A 21,417-nucleotide genomic window follows, 5' to 3' on the forward strand; every position below is an offset into this window, starting at 1 on the left:
ATTCGGTTCAGCCGAGTTCCGGGCGCTCCGCCACGGTGCGCTCGAATGCGCGCAGATCGGCCTCCAACTGCCGGAAGAGCCAGTAGTCGCCGAGGAATCCGAGCACGCCCGCCAGGCACAGCCACTTCATGGGCTCGATGACCAGCGACACCTCGTCCGGTTTCAAGGCCATGAATCCGGTGACCACGGCGATCAGCGGAATGGAGGCCGCCACCGCGAGATAGCGGGTGCAGCGCCGGCTCAGTGCGCGCAGATCGCGGTCGTCGCTGGTGGTTTCGCCGTGGATGAGCAAGGCCGGATAGATGCAGCGGACAATGAAGAAGGTGATCAGGAAGAACGGGTACGCCACCGCCACCGTGCCCGCGACCAGCAGCGTGGCCGCGAAGTGCAGCGCCTGCGGTACGGACAGATCGGTGTAGTGCAGCAGGATGAACGGCGTCAGGACCGCATGCTGCAACCAGCCCGCGAAGGCGACCCAGGCCACCCGGTCGCCGTACACGAGCGTGTCGCGGCGGGCCGCCGCCAGCTCGGCCGGATCGTAGCGTTCGCCCCGCTGCAGGCCGCGCCACACCAGAAAGGCCTTGCGGCACATGAAGTTCGTGACGATCAGCACCAGCATGGTGGTGAACCACCCGAACAGTCCGCTGATGGTCTGTAATCGCGGCTGCTCGTCGTGCGGTATCCAGGCATCGAAGAGCGGGCTGCTGTGCAGATTGCTGTACAGCACCCCGAGCACGCCGCCGGTCACACTGGCCAGGGTGATGATGCCCTGCAGCGACCACGGACCCACCCTGGCGCGCAGGCTGTCCGCGGGCGGATCCACCAGATCGCGGGCGCGCTGATCCAGGACCAGATCCAGCTACCGAGCCAGTTCGGCGCCGGTGGCCCAGCGGTCCTCCCGGTTCGGGGCCAGACATTTGAGCACCACGCGCCGCAGGGTCGGCGGGCAGTCCGGCGGCAGCAGCGACAGTTGCGCCGGATCCAGTTCGCGGCCGCGCAGTTCCAGCATGCGCTCGAGCGAGGATTCGGAATCGCCCGCGCGGGATTCGTCGTCGAAGGGGCCCTGCCCGGTGAGCAGCTCCCACAGCACCACGCCGAGCGCGTAGATATCGCTGCGGCCGTCCAGATCCTCTGCGCTGGCGGGCAATTGCGGATGGCAGGCGGCGAGTTGCTCCGGTGACATGTAGGCGAGCGAACCGCCGAAGTAGGCCAGCGGGCTGGTCCCGGCCACATGCAGGCTGAAGCTGATATTGAAGTCGGCGAGCTTGGGAATCCCGTCCCCGGTGAGCAAGACGTTGGCAGGCTTGATATCCCGGTGCAGCACCCCGTTGGCGGCGGCGTAGTCGAGCGCGCGGGCGAGCCTACTGCCCAGCCACGCAACGGTTTCCGGCCAGCTGCGCGCGGCCGCGGCGGTGCGGGCCGCGGATTCGCCGGGCTCCAGCCCGCCCTTGTCCCGCATGGCACGGTCGACGACCTCCAGCAGCAGCGCGCCCGAGCGCCGGTCCGGCGGCTGCTCGCGCACCAGGCTCAGCAGCTTGGACAGCGTGCCGCCCGGCAGATACTGCATGTACATCAATTTGAGTTCGTGCTCGGCCATGAGCCGCTGATCGAAGACGCGCACGATATTCTCGTGGTCGAGCTGGGCCAGGGTCTCGGATTCGGTGCCGTGATTCTGCGAGATCTTCACCGCCACGAGCCGCTGCATGGACCGCTGCCGGGCCAGGAAGACGCGGGCGAAGGCGCCGCTGCCCAATTCCACGAGCAGGTCGAAATCGTCCACCCGGTCACCGACCTCGATGACGTCGAGGGCGGCGCGCGCCTGCGGCCGGGCGATGAGAGTACTGCGGTAGTCGCGCTGATCCCATTCGATCTCGGTGGAGGCGGCCTCGGTGGGGAAGCCGCTGTGGTCGATGCCGCGGCCGGAGCGGCGCAGGGCGTGGAATTCCTCGTAGGCCAGATCCGGCGGCAGCGGCCCGGAGCGCAGCTCGTCGTACTCCAGGCGGTATTCGGCCAGCCGCTTCGGGAATTAGTAGCGAATCCACCGATACTCCAGATCGACCCTGATAAGCTCGATCAGGCACAGCCTCCGCAATTCCGGTGCGGCGGGCAGGAATTCGGCCAGCTCCGGCGGCGCGCCCGCGGCCTCCCATGCCGCGGTGAACCGGGCGGTGAGCGCGGTCAGCAGCGAGCGGGTCTCATCGACGGCGTCGGAGTCTATGGCCGGCTCCACATCAATGCCCTCCCCTGCGACCGGCTTGTACGTGCGGATCAATTCTCAGCTGTTGGATCGTTGATCGCACCCGTATTGCTTCACCAACTACGCTCCGGGGCATGAGTGAGCAGTTTCCCGACCGGATCTGGGGATCACGCACCAATCTCCTGTCGCGCCTTGCCAGTCCGTTCGCCGCGACGAAATTCGGCTCCCTGGTGATCCGCAAACTGACGCCGCTGGATCGCAAGGTGCTGGAGCGTACGAACGGCAAATACACCGTGCTCGGCCCCATCGGCGCCCCGGTCGTCCTGCTCACCACGGTCGGGCGCAAGTCCGGGCAGCCGCGCACCAGCCCGCTGCTCTATGTGCACGGCGGTGATGTGCTGTATGTGATCGGCAGCAATTTCGGGCAGGCAAAACATCCGGCGTGGACCGGAAATCTGCTGGCCAACCCGGCCGCCGAGGTCACCATTGCCGGGCAGCGCATACCGGTCACGGCCGCGCTCGTCGAGGACGAGGCGCGCAAGAAGGACATCTTCGCCCAGTTCGAGGAGACCACCGAGGCGTACACCGCCTACAAGAACCGCACCACGCGTGATTTGCGAATTTTCGCCCTGACAAGATAGGCGCGTGACCGAATCAGCAAACGCGGTAGCCACCGCGGACCTGGCCGATGAGATCGGCCCCGAGATCCGCAGCTGCGACACCCAGTTCATTCAGTTCGGCGGCCGCGAGACCTTCTCCGGCCGCATCGTGACCATTCGCTGCTTCCAGGACAACCTGCTCGTCAAGCAGACCCTCGGCGAACCCGGCGAAGGTCGCGTCCTGGTGGTCGACGGCGGCGCCAGCGTGCACACCGCACTCGTCGGCGACATCATTGCCGGGCGCGGCGTGGACAATGGCTGGGCGGGCGTGGTCGTCAATGGCGCGGTCCGCGATTCCGCCATCCTGCGCACGCTGCCCATCGGTATCAAGGCGCTGGGCACCAACCCGCGCAAGAGCACCCAGACCGGATCCGGTGACAAGGATGTGCCCGTCGAGTTCGGCGGCGTGACCTTCGTCCCGGGCGACATGCTCTACAGCGACCACGACGGCGTGGTGGTCAGGGCCGAGGGCTGACCCGACTCTCGGGACTCTCAGGGGCTTCGCCCCCGAACCCCCAGGCCCCTGGGAGCCCCGTCAACCCGCGGTCACTCGCGCCCGGTGCCCTGCCAGCGTCACCACATCGCCCGCGTGTAGCTGCCGCCCGCGGCGCAATTCCACTTCGTCGTTGACCCGCACCAGGCCCTCGGCGATCACCGTCTTGGCTTCCGAGCCGGAATCGATGAGATTCGCCAGTTTCAGGAACTGGCCGAGACGAATGACCTCGTCCGCGATCGGAACATCGACTGGATCCGTCATGGGATACATCCTTACCCGCGCGCCGCGAGAGTCCAAATACGGGCCTCCCGCAACCGGTCGGTAAGTGGTCTCATGCCGACACGAACCCGGTTCTGAGTGCGCGCGGGCAAGCGCACCGTACACACTGGTGCGGTGACTTCGACGCAGGACCGGCAGCACCAGGACAGCGAGCACAGACCGGACGCGCGGTCGCCGGAGGTGCCGCATCGCGGGCACGGCCGGTTCCGCGAGGTCCCGCACGTCGCGGGGCTGATCCTGGGCGTTTTCGCGGCCGCCGTCGCGCTCTGGAGCATTTCGCCGGGGCTGCGGTATCTGACCGCGCCGCTGCGGCACTACGTCGACAGCTACTACTTCGACGCGCCCGACACCTCACTGGTGTGGGCCGTGGTGGTCGGATTGCTCGCGGGCGCGACCGCCAGCCGCAAGCGCATCGCCTGGTGGTTACTGGTCGGCTACATGGCGGCCTATGCGCTCGCCAATGCCCTGGAGTTCGCGGCCGAGAAGGACTTCAACGCCCTGGTGGCCTTGATCGTCCACCTCGCGGTCATCGGATTCCTCATCGCGGCGTGGTCGGAGTTCTACACCCATGTGCAGCGCGGCGCGGTGTGGCGGGCGCTGGGCTGGTTGGCCGGTGGGCTCGCGCTCGGCTCGCTCATCGGCTGGGGGCTGGTCGAGCTGTTCCCGGGCTCGCTGGCGGGCGGCGTGCAGCGGCCGCTGTGGGCGATCTCGCGAGTGACCGCCGCCATCCTGGTCAGCAATGAGAACTTCGACGGGCGGCCACCGCATCTGGTGAACCTGCTGCTCGGCCTGTTCGGCGCCATCGCCCTGCTAGCCGCGGTGGCGGTGCTGTTCCGGTCGCAGCGGGCGTCCAACGCGCTCACCGGAATCGACGAATCCGCCCTGCGCGGGCTGCTGGAGCGCTCCGATGTGGAGGATTCGCTGGGCTATTTCGCGACCCGGCGCGATAAGGCGGTGGTGTTCGCGCCCAGCGGGAAGGCGGCCGTCACCTATCGCGTGGAACTGAGCGTCTGCCTGGCCTCCGGCGATCCCATCGGGCAGAAGGAGGCGTGGCCGCACGCCATCGACGCCTGGTTGCGGCTGGCCGACCAATACGGCTGGGCCCCGGCCGTCATGGGCGCGAGCGAGCTCGGCGCCACCGCCTACCGGCGAGCCGGACTGTCGGCGCTGCGCCTGGGCGACGAGGCCATTCTGGAGACGCGCAGCTTCTCCCTGGCCGGGCCGGAGATGAAACAGGTCCGCCAGGCCGTCAACCGGCTCTCCAAACAGGGCATCACCGTGCGGGTGCGGCGGCACAGGGAGATTCCGCCGGAGGAGATGCGCGAGGTCATGCGCCGGGCCTACGCCTGGCGCGATACCGAGACCGAACGCGGTTTCTCCATGGCCCTGGATCGCCTCGGCGATCCGCTCGACGGCGACTGCCTGCTGGTGGAGGCGGTCGACGCCGACGAGCGCGTCCTGGGCATGCTGTCCCTGGTGCCGTGGGGCCGCACCGGCGTCTCTTTGGACCTCATGCGCCGCGACCGCCAAAGCCCCAATGGCGTCATGGAATTGATGATCTCCCGGCTGGCGCTCACCTCCGAGCAGTACGGCATCACCCGGATCTCACTGAACTTCGCCGTCTTCCGCGCCGTCTTCGAAGAGGGCGGGCGCATCGGCGCGGGACCCGTGCTGCGGCTGTGGCGCAGCATTCTCATGTTCTTCTCCCGCTGGTATCAGCTGGAGGCGCTGTACCGCTCCAATGTGAAATACCAACCGGATTGGGTGCCGCGCTTCTCCCTGTTCGAGGAACGCCGCCAGTTGCCCCGGGTGGCCATTGCCAGCGCACTGGCCGAGGGCTTCCTGCCCCGGATCGGCAAGGATCACGACGCCTCCGCCCACACCGGCGTGCGCTCCTCGGTGCCCGACACCATGACCGGCCTGCACGCCGACGGCAGCCCGCCCGAGCTGACCCCGGAGGAACTCGAGGAAGCCGGACCGCGCCGCCCCGAACAGGTGCGGGTGCGCATGGACAAACTGAAGAAGCTCGACGAGGCGGGCATCGACGCCTATCCGATCGCCTATCCGCCCACCCATACGGTGGCCTCCGCGCGCCGTTCCCCGCAGGGCACCACGGTGCGGGTGTGCGGACGACTCTTGCGGATTCGTGATTACGGCGGCGTCGTCTTCGCCCTGGTGCGCGACTGGTCCGGGGAGATCCAGCTGGTCATCGACCGCGGCCGGGTGGGCGCCGAGCACAGCGCCGAATTCGACGAGTTCTTCGATCTCGGCGATCTCATCGAGGTGAGCGGTCAGATCGGCCGCAGCCGCCGCGGCGAATTGTCTTTACTGGCCGCGGATTGGCGCATGCTGGGCAAATGCCTGCACCCGCTACCCGACAAGTGGAAGGGCCTGGCCGATCCCGAGGCGCGCGTGCGGCAGCGCTACGTGGACATGGCCATCAATACCGATATCCGCGAGCTCATGGCCAAACGCAGCGCGGTGGTGCGGTCGCTGCGGGACACCTTGCACGGCTGGGGGTTCCTGGAAGTCGAGACGCCGGTCCTGCAGCAGGTGCACGGCGGCGCCAACGCCACCCCGTTCACCACCCACATCAATGCCTACGACCTGGACCTGTACCTGCGCATCGCGCCCGAGCTGTACCTCAAGCGGCTGTGTGTGGGCGGTATGGAGAAGGTCTTCGAACTCGGCCGGGTCTTCCGCAACGAGGGCGTGGACTTCTCGCACAATCCGGAGTTCACGGTGCTGGAAGCCTATGAGGCGCACAGTGATTACGAGCGCATGATGCACACCTGCCGCCAGCTCATCCAGGAGGCCGCCGTGGCCGCCAACGGGAAGATGGTGGCGCTGCGGCCGAAATCCGACGGCACCTTCACCGAAGTGGACATCTCCGGCGAATGGCCGGTGAAGACCGTGCACGGGGCGGTGTCGGAGAAGCTCGGCGAGACCATCACCCCCGAGACTGACGAGGAACGCCTGCGGCTGCTCTGCGACAAGGCCGGGGTCCCGCACCAGATCGGCTGGGACACCGGGCAGATCGTCCTGGAGATGTACGAGCACCTGGTGGAATCGCAGACCGAGGAACCCACTTTCTACATCGACTTCCCGACCTCGGTCTCCCCGCTGACGCGGCAGCATCGCCACATTCCGGGCGTCACCGAACGCTGGGATCTGGTGGCCTGGGGCGTCGAACTGGGCACGGCCTACAGCGAATTGACCGATCCCGTGGAGCAGCGCCGCCGCCTGACCGAGCAGTCCATGCTCGCCGCGGGCGGCGACCCGGAGGCCATGGAACTCGACGAGGACTTCCTGCAGGCCCTGGAGCACGCCATGCCGCCCACCGGCGGTCTCGGCGTGGGCGTGGATCGCGTCGTCATGCTGCTCACCGGCCGCAGTATTAGGGAAACCTTGCCATTCCCATTGGTAAAACCGCGTACCAGCTAATCTGAACGGGGCCCCGGGAGGAGGGCCGTACCGACTCGAAATGGGGTTCCCGATGTACTACCTGGACATGATGACCCAGGCAAACCTGCTGGATCACACCGTATGGACCGATCCGAACACCTGGACCTCGGCGATCGAGTACGAGGCCGCCAAGAAGAAGGGCAAGCGCGGCGGCAGTTTCTGGATCTTCGCTGCGGTCTGCTGCATCGGCGTCGTCGCCCTCGTCCTGGGCATCGTCTACTTCATGACCAAGCGCAAGAAGCAGCAGTAGCGCCGCGCCGCCGGGGCATGTGACCCCACCGTGCGGCAGAGTGATGGCGTGCAGTTGATCCTCGTCCGCCACGCTCAGCCGCAACGCGTCACCGAGTTGTCCGGCCCGGCCGACCCGGATCTCACCGAGATCGGCCGGGAGCAGGCCGCGCGCGTCCCCGCCGCGCTGGCCCATCACCGCATCGCGGGCGTGGTGAGCAGCCCGCAGCTGCGGGCCCGCGAAACCGCCCGGCCCACAGCCGAAAAGCTGGGCCTGACCGTCGATGTGCTGGACGGGCTCGCGGAATACGACCGCGACCTGCCCGCCTACATTCCCATCGAGGACGCCAAACGCGATTTCGCCGAGGCCTACGCCCGCATCAAGGCCGGCTACCTGCCCGAGCAGATCGACGGCCCGGCCTTCGTCGACCGTGTGCTGGACGGCATTTCGGCCGTGGTCGCCGCCGCGCACCACACCGAGACGGTGGTCGTGTTCGCGCACGGCGGGGTGATCAACGTGCTTCTCCAAGACGTGCTGGGCCTCGCCCGGCCGCTGACCTTCCCGATCGACTACTGCTCGATCACGCGAATCCTGTACTCGCGCACCGGTCACCGCACCGCCGCACCATCAATGAGAACGGGCACGTCTGGGACCTGTTGCCCCGGAACGTGCCCGCCCGCATGTAGTTCCCGCGATTTACGCCGCGTCGGCCAGCCAATTGTGCATCCAGGTCAGCGCGGTCTGCCCGCCGCCGACCGGGTAGTACCCGTAGCTGGTGTGCTTACCGGTGCGGAAGAACTGCTCGAACTGCTTGGCCCGCTCCTCGTTCGCGCCCTCGCTGAGCTGCGACTGCAAGGTCGGGATGCCGCCCTGCGCCATCAGATCGTTCATGATCGCGCCGAATTCGAGCTGATACCGCCACAGGTTCACCGGGTTCGGATTCGAGGTCTGCGCCAGGAAGCCCACGAAGCGGCTGACGAAGTCGCTCTCCTCGGTCGAGCAGTACAGATCGCCGAGCGCGCGGACGGTGCGGACCTTGTCCGCGATCCAGCCGAAGCCGCCGACGCGCGGACCGCCCGCACCCATACCCGGCACGGCCGGACCGACCTGAATATCGGTGGGCGAGCGACGCGGATCCGAGATGAGCGCGACCGCGCCGATCCGATCCGGCGGCACCACGCTGAGTCCGGTGCCGATCTCGGCGGCCAGATCACCCGCGGCATCCGCACCCTGGCTGTAGCCGGTGATGGAGATGGTGGTGCCGGGGCAGCGAGACCCCATGGCCGCCACCAAGCCTCGCGCCTTGTCGATGGCGTCCTTCTTGGACGCGCCGTAGACGTCGCCCTCCCACGGGAAGGCGGTGGCCGCGTAGACCACGTAATCGACCTGACCCGGTAGTCCATCGGTGACATCGGAGAGCATTCCGGGTTCGGGCGCCTTGTCTCTGCCGGTCTCCCACGTTCCGGGAATCGCCACCGTATACATGACCGGGCATCCCGGGTCCGCCGTAACGGGACCGCTGCCGATCACGATTCCCGCCATGAGCACGCTCGCCGCTGCCCCCGCAGCGGCGACAACCTTCTTCAACCGCATACTGCTCCAGTTCACGCCATTTGCTGCCCGGGACCGCTGCTACCGTCCCGACTCCCGATCATGGTGAAGTCGCCGGATGTCGATCCGGTGCACTGGGGGTTAACCGTAGTAACCGCCCCGTATGAGATGCGCGAACCAGACCGCGTGACAGAGATCAGCGACACACCGCGCATAACAATAAAGGGGCCTTGCCCACTCCTCCAACCAACTGCCTGAATCTGTCCGAATTCTTCCGCCGTTCAGACAGCGAAGCGCCCGTGAGCCAGTGGCTCACGGGCGCTTCGGGTTTGCGAGCTATCGCTGGGCAACCATGGTGGGGGTGATCGGGGACGGGAGTGCGGTCTCGCCCTCGAGGAACTTGTCCACGGCCGAGGCGCAGGCGCGACCCTCGGCAATGGCCCACACGATCAGCGACTGGCCGCGGCCCATATCGCCCGCGACGAAGACGCCGGGAACCGTGGTGGCCCAGTCATTGTCGCGCTTGACATTGCCGCGCTGGTCGTAACCGACGCCCAGGCCCTCGAGCAGACCGTTCTTCTGCGGTCCGACGAAGCCCATGGCCAGCAGCACCAGATCGGCCTCGAGGGTGAAGTCGGTGCCCTCGACCTTCTCGAAACGGCCGTTCACCATCTTCACCTCGTGCGCCTGCAGCCCGGTGACCTTGCCGTTCTCGCCCACGAAACGCTCGGTATTGACGGAGAACACGCGCTCGCCGCCCTCCTCGTGGGTCGAGGACACGCGGTACATGAGCGGGTAGGTCGGCCACGGCGTGGAACCGGCGCGCTCCTCCGGCGGACGCGGCATGATCTCGAACTGGTGCACCGACTCCGCACCCTGGCGGTGCGAGGTGCCCAGGCAGTCCGCGCCGGTGTCGCCGCCGCCGATGATGACGACCTTCTTGCCGCGCGCGTGAATCGGCGGCAGGCCCTCGGCATCGGTGATGTCGTCACCCAGCTGCACCCGGTTGGTCAGCGGCAGGAACTCCATGGCCTGGTGGATGCCGTCCAGATCGCGGCCCGGCACCGGCAGGTCACGGGCGATGGTGGCGCCACCGGCCAGCACCACCGCGTCGAACTGCTCGCGCAGCTGCTCGGCGGTGATGTCCACGCCCACGTTCACGCCCGCCTTGAAGATGGTGCCCTCGGCCTCCATCTGCGCCACGCGGCGATCGATGAAGCGCTTCTCCATCTTGAATTCCGGAATGCCGTAGCGCAGCAGGCCGCCGATGCGGTCGTCGCGCTCGAACACGGTCACGGTGTGCCCGGCCCGGGTCAGCTGCTGGGCAGCCGCCAGACCGGCGGGGCCGGAACCGACCACGGCGATCTTCTTGCCGGTCAGACGGGTCGGGTAGACCGGGGTCACCCAGCCCTCGTCGAAACCGTTCTCGATGATCTCGACCTCGACCTGCTTGATGGTCACCGGATCCTGGTTGATACCCAGGACGCAGGACGCCTCGCACGGGGCCGGGCACAGGCGGCCGGTGAACTCGGGGAAGTTGTTCGTGGCGTGCAGCCGGTCGAACGATTCCTTCCACGCGCCCTTGTACACCAGGTCGTTCCACTCGGGAATCAGGTTCCCGAGCGGGCAGCCGTTGTGGCAGAACGGGATACCGCAGTCCATACAGCGGCTGGCCTGGGTGCGGAGGGTGTCCTTGGAGAAGTTCTCCTCGTACACCTCCTTCCAGTCCATCAGGCGCAGCGGAACCGGACGGCGCTTCGGCAGTTCCCGCGAAGTGTGCTTCAGGAAGCCTTGTGCGTCACCCATTTACCACTCCAGTCGTGCTAGCAAAGTTCTCGAAGAAGGTCAGGTCAGCCACGAGCGGCCTCCATGATCGCCTCGTCCACGTTCCGTCCGGCCTTCTCGGCCTCGGAGATGGCGAGCAGGACCTTCTTGTAATCGCGCGGCATGACCTTGACGAACTTGCCCGCCTGCTGCGACCAGTCGCTGAGCAGGCGCTCGGCCACGGCCGAACCGGTCTCGTCGCGATGCTGCGTGATCACGTTCTGCAGCCACGCGGCATCGTCGCCGGAAAGCTGTTCCATATCCACCAGTTCGGTGTTCAGGTTCGCCTCGAAGCTGCCGTTCGGGTTGTAGACGAACGCGATACCGCCCGACATACCGGCGCCGAAGTTGCGGCCGGTCTCGCCGAGGATGACCACGCGGCCACCGGTCATGTACTCGCAGGCGTGGTCGCCCACGCCCTCGACCACCGCGGTGGCGCCCGAGTTGCGGACCGCGAAGCGCTCACCCACGGTGCCGCGGATGAAGGCCTGGCCGCTGGTGGCGCCGAACAGGATCACGTTGCCCGCGATGATGTTCTGCTCCGCCACGAAGTCCGACGGGGCGTCGGCAGACGGGCGCACGATGATGCGGCCGCCCGAAAGACCCTTGCCGACATAGTCGTTGGCGTCGCCGAGCACGCGCAGCGTGATACCGGCCGGGACGAACGCACCGAAGGAGTTACCGGCGGAACCGGTGAACGTGATGTCGATGGTGTCGTCGGGCAGGCCGACGCCGCCGTACAGCTTGGTCACCTCGTGGCCGAGCATGGTGCCGACGGTCCGGTTCACGTTGGTGATCTTGGTGTCGAACTTGACCGGCTTGCCGCGCTCCAGCGCATCCGAGGCCTGCGCGATGAGCTGGTTGTCCAGGGCCTTGTCCAGGCCGTGGTCCTGATCCTTGGTGCGGCGGCGATCCTGGAACATGAACGCCGTCTCGACATCGTCGAGGATCGGCGACAGGTCCAGCTTGCTGGCCTTCCAGTGCTCCTTGGCCTTGGTGGTGTCGAGCAGATCGACCCGGCCGATGGCCTCGTCCAGGGTCCGCAGACCCAGCGACGCCAGCAGCTCGCGCACCTCTTCGGCGATGTAGAGCATGAAGTTCTCGACGAACTCCGGCTTGCCGGTGAAACGCTCACGCAGCACCGGGTTCTGGGTCGCGACGCCGACCGGGCAGGTGTCGAGGTGGCAGACGCGCATCATGATGCAGCCCGAGACCACCAGCGGAGCGGTCGCGAAACCGTACTCCTCGGCGCCCAGCAGCGCGGCGATCATGACATCGCGGCCGGTCTTCATCTGACCGTCGACCTGCACCACGATGCGGTCGCGCAGACCGTTGAGCAGCAGGGTCTGCTGGGTCTCGGCCAGGCCGAGCTCCCAGGGACCGCCCGCGTGCTTGAGCGAGGTCAGCGGGGAGGCGCCGGTGCCGCCGTCGTGGCCCGAGATGAGCACGACATCGGCATGCGCCTTGGACACACCCGCAGCGACGGTGCCGACGCCCGGCTCCGCGACCAGTTTCACGTGAATCCGCGCCTGCGGGTTCGCGTTCTTCAGGTCGTGGATGAGCTGCGCCAGATCCTCGATCGAGTAGATGTCGTGGTGCGGCGGCGGCGAGATCAGACCCACGCCGGGCGTGGAGTGCCGGACCTCGGCGACCCACGGGTACACCTTGTGGGCCGGAAGCTGGCCGCCCTCACCGGGCTTGGCGCCCTGCGCCATCTTGATCTGGATATCGGTGCAGTTGGTCAGGTAGTGCGCGGTCACGCCGAAGCGACCCGAGGCCACCTGCTTGATCGCGGACCGCCGCCAGTCGCCGTTGTCCTCCGGCTCGAAGCGCGCCGGATGCTCGCCGCCCTCACCGGAGTTCGAGCGACCGCCCAGGCGGTTCATGGCCACGGCCAGGGTCTCGTGCGCCTCGGCCGAGATGGAGCCGTAGCTCATGGCGCCGGTCGAGAAGCGCTTCACGATCTCGCTGGCGGGCTCGACTTCCTCGAGCGGAATCGGGTTGCGGCCCTTGGACTTGAACTTGAACAGACCGCGCAGCGAGGCCAGTCGCTCGGACTGGTCGTCCACCATCTTGGTGTACTCCTTGAAGACGGAGTACTGCCCCGAGCGGGTGGCGTGCTGCAGCTTGAACACCGTGTCCGGGTTGAACAGGTGGTACTCGCCCTCGCGCCGCCACTGGTACTCGCCGCCGACCTCGAGCTCGCGGTGCGCGCGCTCGTTGCGGTTCTCCAGGAACGCCACCTTGTGCCGCTCGGCGACCTCACCCGTGATGTCGTCGAGGCCGATGCCATCCAGCGGCGAACGCAGGCCGGTGAAGTACTCGTCCACCAGGCTCTGCGCCAGGCCGACGACCTGGAACAGCTGCGCGCCACGGTAGGAGGCGATGGTGGAGATGCCCATCTTGGACATCACCTTCAGCACACCCTTACCGGCGGCCTTGTTGTAGTTGTAGACGGCCTTGCGGTAGTCGGCCGCCAGATCGCCGGTGCTGCCCGGCATCTGCAGCGAACCGCGCTCCAGCATGTCCTCGATGGACTCGAAGGCCATGTACGGGTTGATGGCCGCCGCGCCGAAACCGACCAGCAGGGCCATGTGGTGCACCTCGCGGGCGTCACCGGCCTCCACCACCAGGCCGACCTGGGTGCGGGTGCGCTCCTTCACCAGGTGGTGGTGCACCGCGGCGGTGAGCAGCAGCGACGGAATGGGCGCCAGCTTCTCGTTGGATTCGCGGTCGGACAGGATGATGATCCGCGCGCCGCCGTCGATGGCAGCGGACACTTGCCGCTGAACCGCTTCGATGGCCTTGCGAAGCCCCTTGCCGCCCTTCTTGACCGGGTACAGACCGTGCACGACCACCGAGCGCAGATCCTTGCGGGACCCGTCGTCGTTGATGTGGACCAGCTTGGCCAGCTCGTCGTTGTCCAGGATGGGCTGGGTCAGCGTGATCTGACCGCAGGACTCCTGACCCGGGTTCAGCAGATCGGCCTCCGGGCCGATCATGCTGCGCAGCGAGGTGACGACCTCTTCCCTGATGGCGTCCAGCGGCGGGTTGGTGACCTGCGCGAACAGCTGCGAGAAGTAGTCGAACAGCAGCCGCGGCCGGGACGACAGCACCGCGATCGGGGTGTCGGTGCCCATGGAGCCGAGCGCCTCGCCGCCGGTCTGCGCCATCGGCGAGACCAGCAGGTTCAGCTCCTCGGTGGTGTATCCGAAGATCTGCTGGCGGATCAGCACGCGATCGTGCGACATGTGCACGTGCGGGCGGTCCGGCAGGTCCGACAGCTTGGTCGGGCCGTTGTCCAGCCACTCCTGGTACGGGGCCTCCGCGGCGAGCGAGGACTTGACCTCGTCATCGGAGATGATGCGGCCCTGCGAGGTGTCCACCAGGAACATGCGGCCCGGCTGCAGCCGGGTCTTCTGCACCACGGTGGCCGGATCGATATCCAGCACGCCGACCTCGGAGGCCAGCACGACCAGACCGTCCTCGGTCACCCAGACGCGGCCGGGGCGCAGACCATTGCGGTCCAGCACCGCGCCGACCACGGTGCCGTCGGTGAAGCACACCGAGGCCGGGCCGTCCCACGGCTCCATGAGGAAGGAGTGGTAGCGGTAGAAGGCGCGCTGGGCCGGGTCCATGGACGCGTGCCGTTCCCACGCCTCGGGGATCATCATGAGCACCGCGTGCGGCAGGCTGCGGCCGCCCAGGTGCAGGAGCTCGAGCACCTCGTCGAAACGCGCGGTGTCCGACGCCCCCGGGGTACAGACCGGGAAGATCTTCTCCAGGCGGTTGTTGCCCTCGTGATCGGTGCCGAAGACATCCGACTTCAGCAGCGCCTCGCGGGCCCGCATCCAGTTCTCGTTACCGGAGACGGTGTTGATCTCACCGTTGTGCGCGACGCGGCGGAACGGATGCGCCAGCGGCCACGACGGGAAGGTGTTGGTGGAGAAGCGGGAGTGCACGATGCCCAGCGCCGACTCGACGCGATCGTCCTGCAGGTCCAGGTAGAAGGCGCGCAGCTGCGGCGTGGTGAACATGCCCTTGTAGACGAAGGTCTGACCGGACAGGCTCGGGAAGTACACCGACTCCTTGCCGACGGGTCCCTCACCGGCGCCCGCCTTGCCGAGTTCGTGCTCCACGCGCTTGCGGATGACGTACGCCCGGCGCTCCAGGTCCATGCCGGTGAGCTGCTCGGCGGCGCCCTTCGGAGAGGCGATGAAGATCTGCCGGAAGGTCGGCATGGCATCGCGCGACAGGGCGCCCAGCGACGACTCGTCGATAGGGACCTTGCGCCAGCCGAGAACCTCCAGGCCCTCCTCGCGGACGATCTTCTCCACGCCGTATCCCGCGCGGGCAGCCTCACGGCGGGCCTGCGGCAGGAAGGCGATACCGGTGGCGTAGGAGCCCTCGGCGGGGAGGTCGAAGTCGACCACCGCACGGAAGAACTTGTCCGGGAGCTGGATCAGGATGCCCGCGCCGTCACCCGAATTGGGTTCGGCGCCCGCTGCGCCTCGGTGCTCCAGGTTCAGCAATGCCGTAATAGCCTTGTCGACGATGTCGCGGCTGCGGCGGCCGTGCATGTCGACGACGAATGCGACACCACAGGCGTCGTGTTCGTTCGCCGGGTCATAGAGCCCGCGGGGTCCAGGGGACCTGTGGCCAGGAAGTTGCGTCATGCCTCTGCCTTCACAAAAAAGCAGGCCTTCGGTTCGTACAGCAGCAAGAATGCGGCCTTCGTCCAAAGCCTCCGGTCAGACTGCGCCCGGACGTTTCGGAGACCAGCGGCGCTGATGGTCATCCCGTGCAGTCAACTCTCCAGTTGTTTCACCCGCTCGGTGATGTAGTCGGGTGCTCGGTGGTAACCGAGCGCTTACGTGCTCGCTACCTACCGCGCCGTTCTCGCCCGCTAGGCTGAGCACCGATCGGGTCTCTGGTCCATATGGGGAGATATGTCGAACTTGTCGAGTTCGACGTCAGAGCAAACGATAAGTCAGGACAACAGCCCAACCAACTTAGGTTGCACTAATAACAGTGTCTAGCTGGGCTTCTTCATCGGTCCTCCACAATTTGCGCGTTCTCCAGTGTAAAGCAGGCGTGCACGGGCGTTTCAGTTGAGTTGCCCACTTGATTCCGCGCGAGGGGCGCCCTCCGGCGCAGCTCCGGAAAGGCCCCTCACCTGCAATGAAACAGATTTCCCCGCAAGGGATCCCGGCAAACCGGATGTAAGGCGGCTAACTTTCCGGACACCTTCCCATGGGTCCCCGGCAGTCCGGGCGACGTGGTCAGGCAACCAGACGAACGTACGGAATCTTTCCTCTTTTGTGCTTTTCAGCACACGTTTGGCAAACAGATATTTCGTACCGGCCCACGGATTCCGGCGATATTCCGGCAGTTCCCAGCGTGATCGAACCCACGTCACACGCCCGAAACACGCCATTGTGAGCTTGGCCACATCCCAGCCGCCAGGCTCGGTGTAACCGACGCGGACATGTGACGCTGAGACAACGAATCAGCGACGGTTTCGCAAGGCCGAATCAGCCTGGGACTTAGAGGATGTGAGCTCCCATGACATTGCTCACCTGGCTGGGCGGCGCGCACGCGCGGCTCACCGACCAGCACGAACACGGCGGTTATGCGGTGACCGGAGCGGTGGTCGGCGCATTCGCGCTCACGGCGGGCATGGTGACCGCGGTGGCGACCGGGGCGGCGGACTGGCCGCTGTTCATGATCATTCTGCTGGCCCTGCTCGCGACCTTGCTGGTGGGGGCCGTTTCCCGGGCGCTTGCCACCGGCGCGACGCCCGGGCGCGAGGAGAACGGCCGGGCGCGAGCCGAATTCGCGGGCCGGATCGGCGTCGCCGTGGTCGCGGGCGTGGTCATCGCCGAATTGGCGTGCACCGTCCTGTTCGGCGGCACCGTGAACCGGCTGCTCGACGAATCCGCCACGCGCAATGTGGAATCCGCGCCCGTCGTGAGCACCGCGCGCGCCGAGCTCGATGCCGCGCGCGCCGACCGGACCGGCCTGGATCAGCAGATCGCCAAGGCGCAGAGCGATATCGACACCGCGCTGGTGACGGCGCGCTGTGAATTCAATCCGACGCCGGAATGCCCGCAGACCCGCATTACCGGCGTGCCGGGGCGCGGGCCCGAGGAGCGCACCGCCAATCAGATGCTCGAGGACGCGCGGACCCAGCTGACCACCGCGCGCGCGAAGATCGAGGGGTTCGACGCCCGGATCACCGAGAAGGACGCGGCGCTCGCCGCCGCCCGCGACAACGCCTACACCGCGGGCGATCGTGGACTCGGGGCGCGCTGGGTGGCCATGAACGACTACACCACCGATCATTTCGGCGCGCTCGCGCTGCGCCTGGCGACCTGGCTGCTGCTCATCGTGCTGGCCCTGCTGCCGCTGCTGCTGCGCCGGTGGCGCGGGGAGACCTCCCTCGACCGCGAGATCGCGCTGCGCACCGCGACCGGCCGGGTCGATCAGGCCGCGGCCGCCGCCATTGCCGTCAAACAGGCCGAGGTGCGGGTCGAGACCGAGAGCCTGCGCGCCGAACAACAGCTCACCGCCGCCAAATTGGCCGCGCACGCCGATACCGCCATCGACCGGGAACGCCAGCGCACCCGCATCATCGCCGCCATCGGGAACTTCCAGATCGGCATAACCGAACCGCAGCAGCGCGCCGTCGACGAGTTCGACCGCGCCGCACAGCACGAACTTCCGGCGGGGACATCGACCGGAGAAGGAAAGGACAGTTCCGTGTCTCAGGAGGGGATCGTGGCACCGTCGAATCTGCCCGCACAGCTCATGCCGGGAACGGTGGCCCCGGTGCAGACCGGCGGCGCGCTCGCCCCGGCCGCTCCGGCCCAGCGGCCCGCGCCCGCCAACCGGGGTGGCGGACTGGAACTTCCGATCATCGGCACGGTGCCGTTCACCGATACCGCGGCCCGCTGGATCCGCCCGCTGGTGCCGTCCTTCGTGGCCAATGCCATCGATACCGCCACCCACCCGCTGCGCACCGTGCGCCAGGCCTTCGAAGAGGCCGAGGAGATCACCTTCACCCTCAAGCGCACCCGCAAGGTCACCATCGACTCCCAGGATTCGGCCCAGCCGCAGCAGCAGGCCTTCGCCCCGCAACAGCAATACGGCTACCAACTGCCGCCGGGTTCGCCCCAGCAGGCCTACGCCCAGCGCATGGCCGCCGTGGTGGACCAGCCCTACGCCCAGTACCCGACCTACGGCGCGCTGCCCGCGGGCCAGGTCATCGAACCCGGCCACCCCCTGCCCGCGGCCCCGCACCAGGGCGCGCTCGATGCCCGCCACAATCCGGAACTCGAGCACCGCAGCCCCCGCGAACTGCCCCCGGGCAAGAACGAGAAGTAGCGCCCGGATCCGCCCGCGAACACGGCCGTGGCCCGCAATGTTTCACGTTGAACACGGAAACTTGCGGGCCACAGCCCTTTTCGCGCCTTACCCGACTTGGGTCGTCGACAACTCGTCCGGTGTCGCCTGCGGCGCACGGGTCGCCGCCCGGTAGGCGAGCCACGCCGTGAACAGCAGGATCACCGTGGTGCCGGTGGCGGCCAGGTGAATACCGCTGACGAAGGCGGAGTGCGCCGAGTCCAGGAGAGGCGCGGCCACGGGTTCCGGGAGGGCGCGCGCGGTTTCGACCGCGCCGCCGAGGGATTCGCGGGCCGCGTCCTGCTGGGCCGCGGGCACGGTGGACAGGTCCAGCCCGTGGCGGAAGGCCGCCATGACCACGCTGCCCAGCACCGCGACACCGAGCGCGATACCCATCTCCATGGCCGTCTCCGAGATGGCGGCCGCATTGCCCGCGCGCTCCTCCGGCGCGGTGCTGACGATGAGGTCGGACGAAACCGTCAGGGCCACACCCTCACCCAGGCCGATCAGCAGGAAGCCGATGACGAACGGGAGCGGGGAACCCGAGGGGTCGACCGGCAGCAGCCAATACAGCAGGGCGCCGATGGCGACGACGACCAGCGAACCGGCCAGCACGGTCGGCGGCCGCCACAGGCGCAGCAGCCAGGCCGCGGCCAGGGCGCCCACCATGCTGCCGATGGTGCCCGGTACCAGCAGCAGACCGGCCTCCAGCGGGGACTTGCCGAGCACCAGCTGCAGATACTGCGAGCCGAAGAACAGCATGCCCGCCAGCGCGAACACCGACAGCAGGTTGGTCAGCACCGCGGCCCGGAACGGCGGCAGGCGGAACAGGTCGAGGTCGATGAGCGGGGCGTCCAGACCGCGCTGGCGGCGCACGAACACCACACCGGCCAGCACGCCCAGTCCGGCGATCAGAACCAGCTTCGGGTTCGCGCCGTGCGCGGCGAATTCCTTGACCGCGTAGACGATCGGGATCAACGCCAGCATGGACAGCGCGGCACTCGCCAGATCGAAGCGGCCCGGATTCGGGTCACGCGATTCCGGCACCAGGATCGGCGCAAGCACCACCAGCAGCGCCATGACCGGCAGGTTCACCAGGAATACCGAACCCCACCAGAAGTGCTCGAGCATCCAGCCGCCGAGCAGCGGGCCGAAGGCCGCACCGCTGGCCGCCATGGCGCCCCAGACCGAAATGGCGAGGGTGCGCTCACGGGCGTCGGCGAACATGGACCGGATCAGGCCCAGGGTCGCGGGCATGAGGGTCGCACCGGCGACACCCTGCAGGACGCGGGCGGCAATGAGCATTTCCGGATTCACCGACCAGGCGGCCAGCGCCGAGGCCAGGGCGAAACCGATGGCGCCGATGAGCAGCAATCGGCGGCGCCCGATGCGGTCGCCGAGGGTGCCCATGGTGATCAGCAGACCGGCCAGCACGAACGAGTACACGTCGATGATCCACAGCAGCTGCGGCGTGGTCGGCGCGATATCCGAGGTGATGGCCGGAACGGCGAGGTCGAGGACCGTAGCGTCCACCGCGATCAGCAGCAGCGCGAGGGCCAGCACCGCCAGTCCCGCCCAATCGCGGGGGCGGGCCTTGGGCGAGTCGAGGTCGGGCGTCCGGCCCGCCGCGGTGGCAGCGGGTCGCGGATCCGTGTGGCAGGTCATTGGCCTTCACTTCTGGGAGTTTTTTTACCGTCCGGACGGTACAGTACCAGACATTACCGTCCAGACGGTACAGTTGAAGCCGACCGACCGTTAGAGTTGACGACCGTGACCACTCCCCGCGACCGGTCCGGAACCCGTGACCGGATCCTCGACGCCCTCGAAACCCTGCTGCTGGACAAGGGCCTGTCCCAGGTGACGCTGGAGGGCGTCGCGGCGGCCGCCGACGTCTCCAAGGGCGGGCTGCTCTATCACTTCAAGAGCAAGGACGCCCTGCTCGCCGGGCTGCTGCGCCGTGTCGGCGAACGCACCGAGCACCAGGTGCGAACCGCGATGGACCAAGGCAAGTCCGTGGCCGAGTGGTATCTGCAAGCACCCCATCCCGACGATGACGCCGACGCCCTCGAACTCGCGCTCTACCGCTCCATGCTGGCCGTCATGCGCAGCGTCGACGGACCCCAGGACCCCGGCCGCGCCGAGGCCGACCGCGCCCTCACCGAGGTGCTCGACGCCTGGAAAGAGCCCCTGGACAACGAGATCCCCGATCCGGTGCGCGCCGAGATCGTGCGCCTGGTCGGCGACGGCGTCTACCTGCGCGCCCTGCTCGGCCTCCCGCCCGTCGAACCGGAGCTCTACCGCCAGGTCGTCGCCCGCCTGCTCAATACCGAAGGGTGAACCCGGGATCAGCGCACTAGACTCGGCGACGTGTTGCCTGCTGCCGCCGATTCCGTCGGCCCGGCCGGCTCGGTGGGGGAACCGGCCACCGAGCCGGTGCCTGTCCGCCCCCTGCAATTCCGGGAACTGATCGATCTGCCGTTCGCGCTCATCCAGACGCGAATCCGGATGCTGGCGACGCTCTTCGGGGTGGGCATCGTGGTCACGGCGGCGCTGGCGGTCGGCGCCACCGCCCTGGTCTCGCTGGCCACCGGGGATTCGGACGCGGGGGTCTTCTGGGCCGCACTGCTCACCACCCTCGTGTGCGCCTGGGCCCTGCGCATGTTCGTGCGCGGCGTCACCGCGCCGGTCGGCCTGGCCGCGGTGCATCGGCAGCCGATCACCTGGCAGTGGGCATTGCAGCAACTGGCCTCGGAGGCCGGGCCGCTGCTCGGGTATCAGGTGGTCTACACGCTCATCGGCATCGGCGTGCTGGCGCTGGGCGCGCCGCTCATGTTCACCGTGCCCTTCGCGCTGCTGTGGCTGCTCTGGCTGCGGGCGCGGCAGTTCGCCACGGTGCCCGCCATATTCGACGAATCGGCCACCTACCGGATCGCGGCGGCGCGCTCGAAACTGCTTGTGGCCGGTGCGGAATGGCGACTGGTGGGGGTGCTGATGTATCTGCGCGGACTGGTCGTGGTGCTGCTGGTGCCGTTCCTGGTGGTGCCCGGACTGCTCTCCGATATCACCGGGACCCGGCGCTGGACGGTGACGGTCATGCTCATCGTGCTCGGCCTGTTCCTGGTGGCCTTCCTCGAAATGGTGGAATCCGCGGCGCAGGTCGTCTCCTATGTGGACCGCCGCTGCCGCCGCGAGGCCTGGGATATCCGCTGGCCCGAGCAGGCCCGCCGATGACCGAGCCGCAGCGCGCCCTCCCGGCCGCACCGCCGGAACCCGTCCTCGGTCCGGCCGCCCTGCATCGCGCCGCCGCCGAGGA

At 67.8% G+C, this 21,417-nt stretch carries 15 protein-coding genes and 1 pseudogene; 8 read left to right on the forward strand and 8 right to left on the reverse strand.

The window, feature by feature from the left end:
• Window positions 1-7: 7 nt before the first annotated feature.
• The 3 genes from NC4_RS42145 to NC4_RS42155 all read right to left on the reverse strand — a co-directional run bounded on the left by NC4_RS42145 (window position 8) and on the right by NC4_RS42155 (window position 2,230).
• Window positions 8-823 (reverse strand): hypothetical protein, encoded by an 816-nt coding sequence (locus NC4_RS42145; protein WP_245721475.1) that lies wholly within the window; start codon window positions 821-823, stop codon window positions 8-10.
• A gap of 36 nt (window positions 824-859) precedes the next feature.
• Window positions 860-1,780: a serine/threonine-protein kinase gene (locus NC4_RS42150; RefSeq protein WP_245721476.1), complete on the reverse strand. Its 921-nt coding sequence runs from the start codon at window positions 1,778-1,780 to the stop codon at window positions 860-862.
• 246 nt (window positions 1,781-2,026) lie between these two features.
• Window positions 2,027-2,230 carry a hypothetical protein gene (locus NC4_RS42155; RefSeq protein ID WP_245721477.1) on the reverse strand — a complete coding sequence of 68 codons (204 nt, stop codon included), beginning with the start codon at window positions 2,228-2,230 and terminating at the stop codon, window positions 2,027-2,029.
• 101 nt (window positions 2,231-2,331) lie between these two features.
• Between NC4_RS42155 and NC4_RS03965 the strand changes: the two genes are divergently transcribed.
• Together NC4_RS03965 and rraA are read left to right on the forward strand one after the other, a co-directional pair.
• Complete coding sequence (locus NC4_RS03965; RefSeq protein ID WP_067532311.1) at window positions 2,332-2,838, forward strand: nitroreductase family deazaflavin-dependent oxidoreductase; 507 nt, start codon at window positions 2,332-2,334, stop codon at window positions 2,836-2,838.
• Between the two features lie 4 nt (window positions 2,839-2,842).
• Window positions 2,843-3,331 carry a ribonuclease E activity regulator RraA gene (gene rraA / locus NC4_RS03970; protein ID WP_067532315.1) on the forward strand — a complete coding sequence of 163 codons (489 nt, stop codon included), beginning with the start codon at window positions 2,843-2,845 and terminating at the stop codon, window positions 3,329-3,331.
• A 60-nt stretch (window positions 3,332-3,391) separates the two neighbouring features.
• Here rraA and NC4_RS03975 read toward each other — a convergent pair whose 3' ends face one another.
• On the reverse strand, window positions 3,392-3,613 hold the full coding sequence (locus NC4_RS03975) for an RNA-binding S4 domain-containing protein (protein ID WP_067532435.1): 222 nt from the start codon (window positions 3,611-3,613) through the stop codon (window positions 3,392-3,394).
• Between the two features lie 132 nt (window positions 3,614-3,745).
• Here NC4_RS03975 and lysX point away from each other — a divergent pair, with 132 nt between their 5' ends.
• The 3 genes and pseudogenes from lysX to NC4_RS38645 form a co-directional block, all read left to right on the forward strand.
• Window positions 3,746-7,075 carry a bifunctional lysylphosphatidylglycerol synthetase/lysine--tRNA ligase LysX gene (gene lysX, locus NC4_RS03980; RefSeq protein WP_067532438.1) on the forward strand — a complete coding sequence of 1,110 codons (3,330 nt, stop codon included), beginning with the start codon at window positions 3,746-3,748 and terminating at the stop codon, window positions 7,073-7,075.
• 40 nt (window positions 7,076-7,115) lie between these two features.
• A complete protein-coding gene (locus NC4_RS03985; protein WP_157554246.1) occupies window positions 7,116-7,346 on the forward strand; it encodes a hypothetical protein in 231 nt (76 codons plus the stop codon).
• 48 nt (window positions 7,347-7,394) lie between these two features.
• Window positions 7,395-7,877, forward strand: a pseudogene (locus tag NC4_RS38645) (histidine phosphatase family protein); the annotation flags it as partial.
• A 144-nt stretch (window positions 7,878-8,021) separates the two neighbouring features.
• Here NC4_RS38645 and NC4_RS03990 read toward each other — a convergent pair.
• The 3 genes from NC4_RS03990 to gltB all read right to left on the reverse strand — a co-directional run bounded on the left by NC4_RS03990 (window position 8,022) and on the right by gltB (window position 15,376).
• The gene (locus NC4_RS03990) at window positions 8,022-8,918 is read right to left on the reverse strand and encodes a cutinase family protein (protein WP_084528429.1); all 897 of its coding nucleotides are present in this window, start codon (window positions 8,916-8,918) and stop codon (window positions 8,022-8,024) included.
• Window positions 8,919-9,212: 294 nt separating this feature from the next.
• Window positions 9,213-10,682: a glutamate synthase subunit beta gene (locus NC4_RS03995; RefSeq protein WP_067532328.1), complete on the reverse strand. Its 1,470-nt coding sequence runs from the start codon at window positions 10,680-10,682 to the stop codon at window positions 9,213-9,215.
• A 44-nt stretch (window positions 10,683-10,726) separates the two neighbouring features.
• Window positions 10,727-15,376, reverse strand: a complete 4,650-nt coding sequence (gltB, locus tag NC4_RS04000; protein ID WP_067532336.1) for a glutamate synthase large subunit — start codon at window positions 15,374-15,376, stop codon at window positions 10,727-10,729.
• An 889-nt stretch (window positions 15,377-16,265) separates the two neighbouring features.
• On the opposite strand from gltB, the gene NC4_RS04005 reads away from it, so the two are divergent.
• Window positions 16,266-18,086 carry a DUF4407 domain-containing protein gene (locus tag NC4_RS04005; protein WP_067532338.1) on the forward strand — a complete coding sequence of 607 codons (1,821 nt, stop codon included), beginning with the start codon at window positions 16,266-16,268 and terminating at the stop codon, window positions 18,084-18,086.
• A gap of 87 nt (window positions 18,087-18,173) precedes the next feature.
• Here the strand turns inward: NC4_RS04005 and NC4_RS04010 are convergent, their stop codons facing one another.
• Window positions 18,174-19,769, reverse strand: a complete 1,596-nt coding sequence (locus NC4_RS04010) for an MFS transporter (RefSeq protein ID WP_067532341.1) — start codon at window positions 19,767-19,769, stop codon at window positions 18,174-18,176.
• Window positions 19,770-19,874: 105 nt separating this feature from the next.
• On the opposite strand from NC4_RS04010, the gene NC4_RS04015 reads away from it, so the two are divergent.
• Together NC4_RS04015 and NC4_RS04020 are read left to right on the forward strand one after the other, a co-directional pair.
• Complete coding sequence (locus NC4_RS04015; protein ID WP_067532444.1) at window positions 19,875-20,441, forward strand: TetR/AcrR family transcriptional regulator; 567 nt, start codon at window positions 19,875-19,877, stop codon at window positions 20,439-20,441.
• A 30-nt stretch (window positions 20,442-20,471) separates the two neighbouring features.
• Complete coding sequence (locus tag NC4_RS04020; protein ID WP_245721478.1) at window positions 20,472-21,335, forward strand: hypothetical protein; 864 nt, start codon at window positions 20,472-20,474, stop codon at window positions 21,333-21,335.
• Window positions 21,336-21,417 lie beyond the last annotated feature (82 nt).

The organism is Nocardia crassostreae (assembly GCF_001613405.1).
GTDB lineage: Bacteria > Actinomycetota > Actinomycetes > Mycobacteriales > Mycobacteriaceae > Nocardia > Nocardia crassostreae.

Coding starts and splice junctions, on each gene's coding strand:
- NC4_RS03965 (WP_067532311.1), top strand. CDS start 2,332: ATGAGTGAGCAGTTTCCCGACCGGATCTGGGGATCACGCACCAATCTC.
- NC4_RS04010 (WP_067532341.1), bottom strand. CDS start 19,769: ATGACCTGCCACACGGATCCGCGACCCGCTGCCACCGCGGCGGGCCGG.
- NC4_RS03995 (WP_067532328.1), bottom strand. CDS start 10,682: ATGGGTGACGCACAAGGCTTCCTGAAGCACACTTCGCGGGAACTGCCG.
- NC4_RS03990 (WP_084528429.1), bottom strand. CDS start 8,918: ATGCGGTTGAAGAAGGTTGTCGCCGCTGCGGGGGCAGCGGCGAGCGTG.
- NC4_RS03975 (WP_067532435.1), bottom strand. CDS start 3,613: ATGACGGATCCAGTCGATGTTCCGATCGCGGACGAGGTCATTCGTCTC.
- NC4_RS04005 (WP_067532338.1), top strand. CDS start 16,266: ATGACATTGCTCACCTGGCTGGGCGGCGCGCACGCGCGGCTCACCGAC.
- gltB (WP_067532336.1), bottom strand. CDS start 15,376: ATGACGCAACTTCCTGGCCACAGGTCCCCTGGACCCCGCGGGCTCTAT.
- NC4_RS03985 (WP_157554246.1), top strand. CDS start 7,116: ATGGGGTTCCCGATGTACTACCTGGACATGATGACCCAGGCAAACCTG.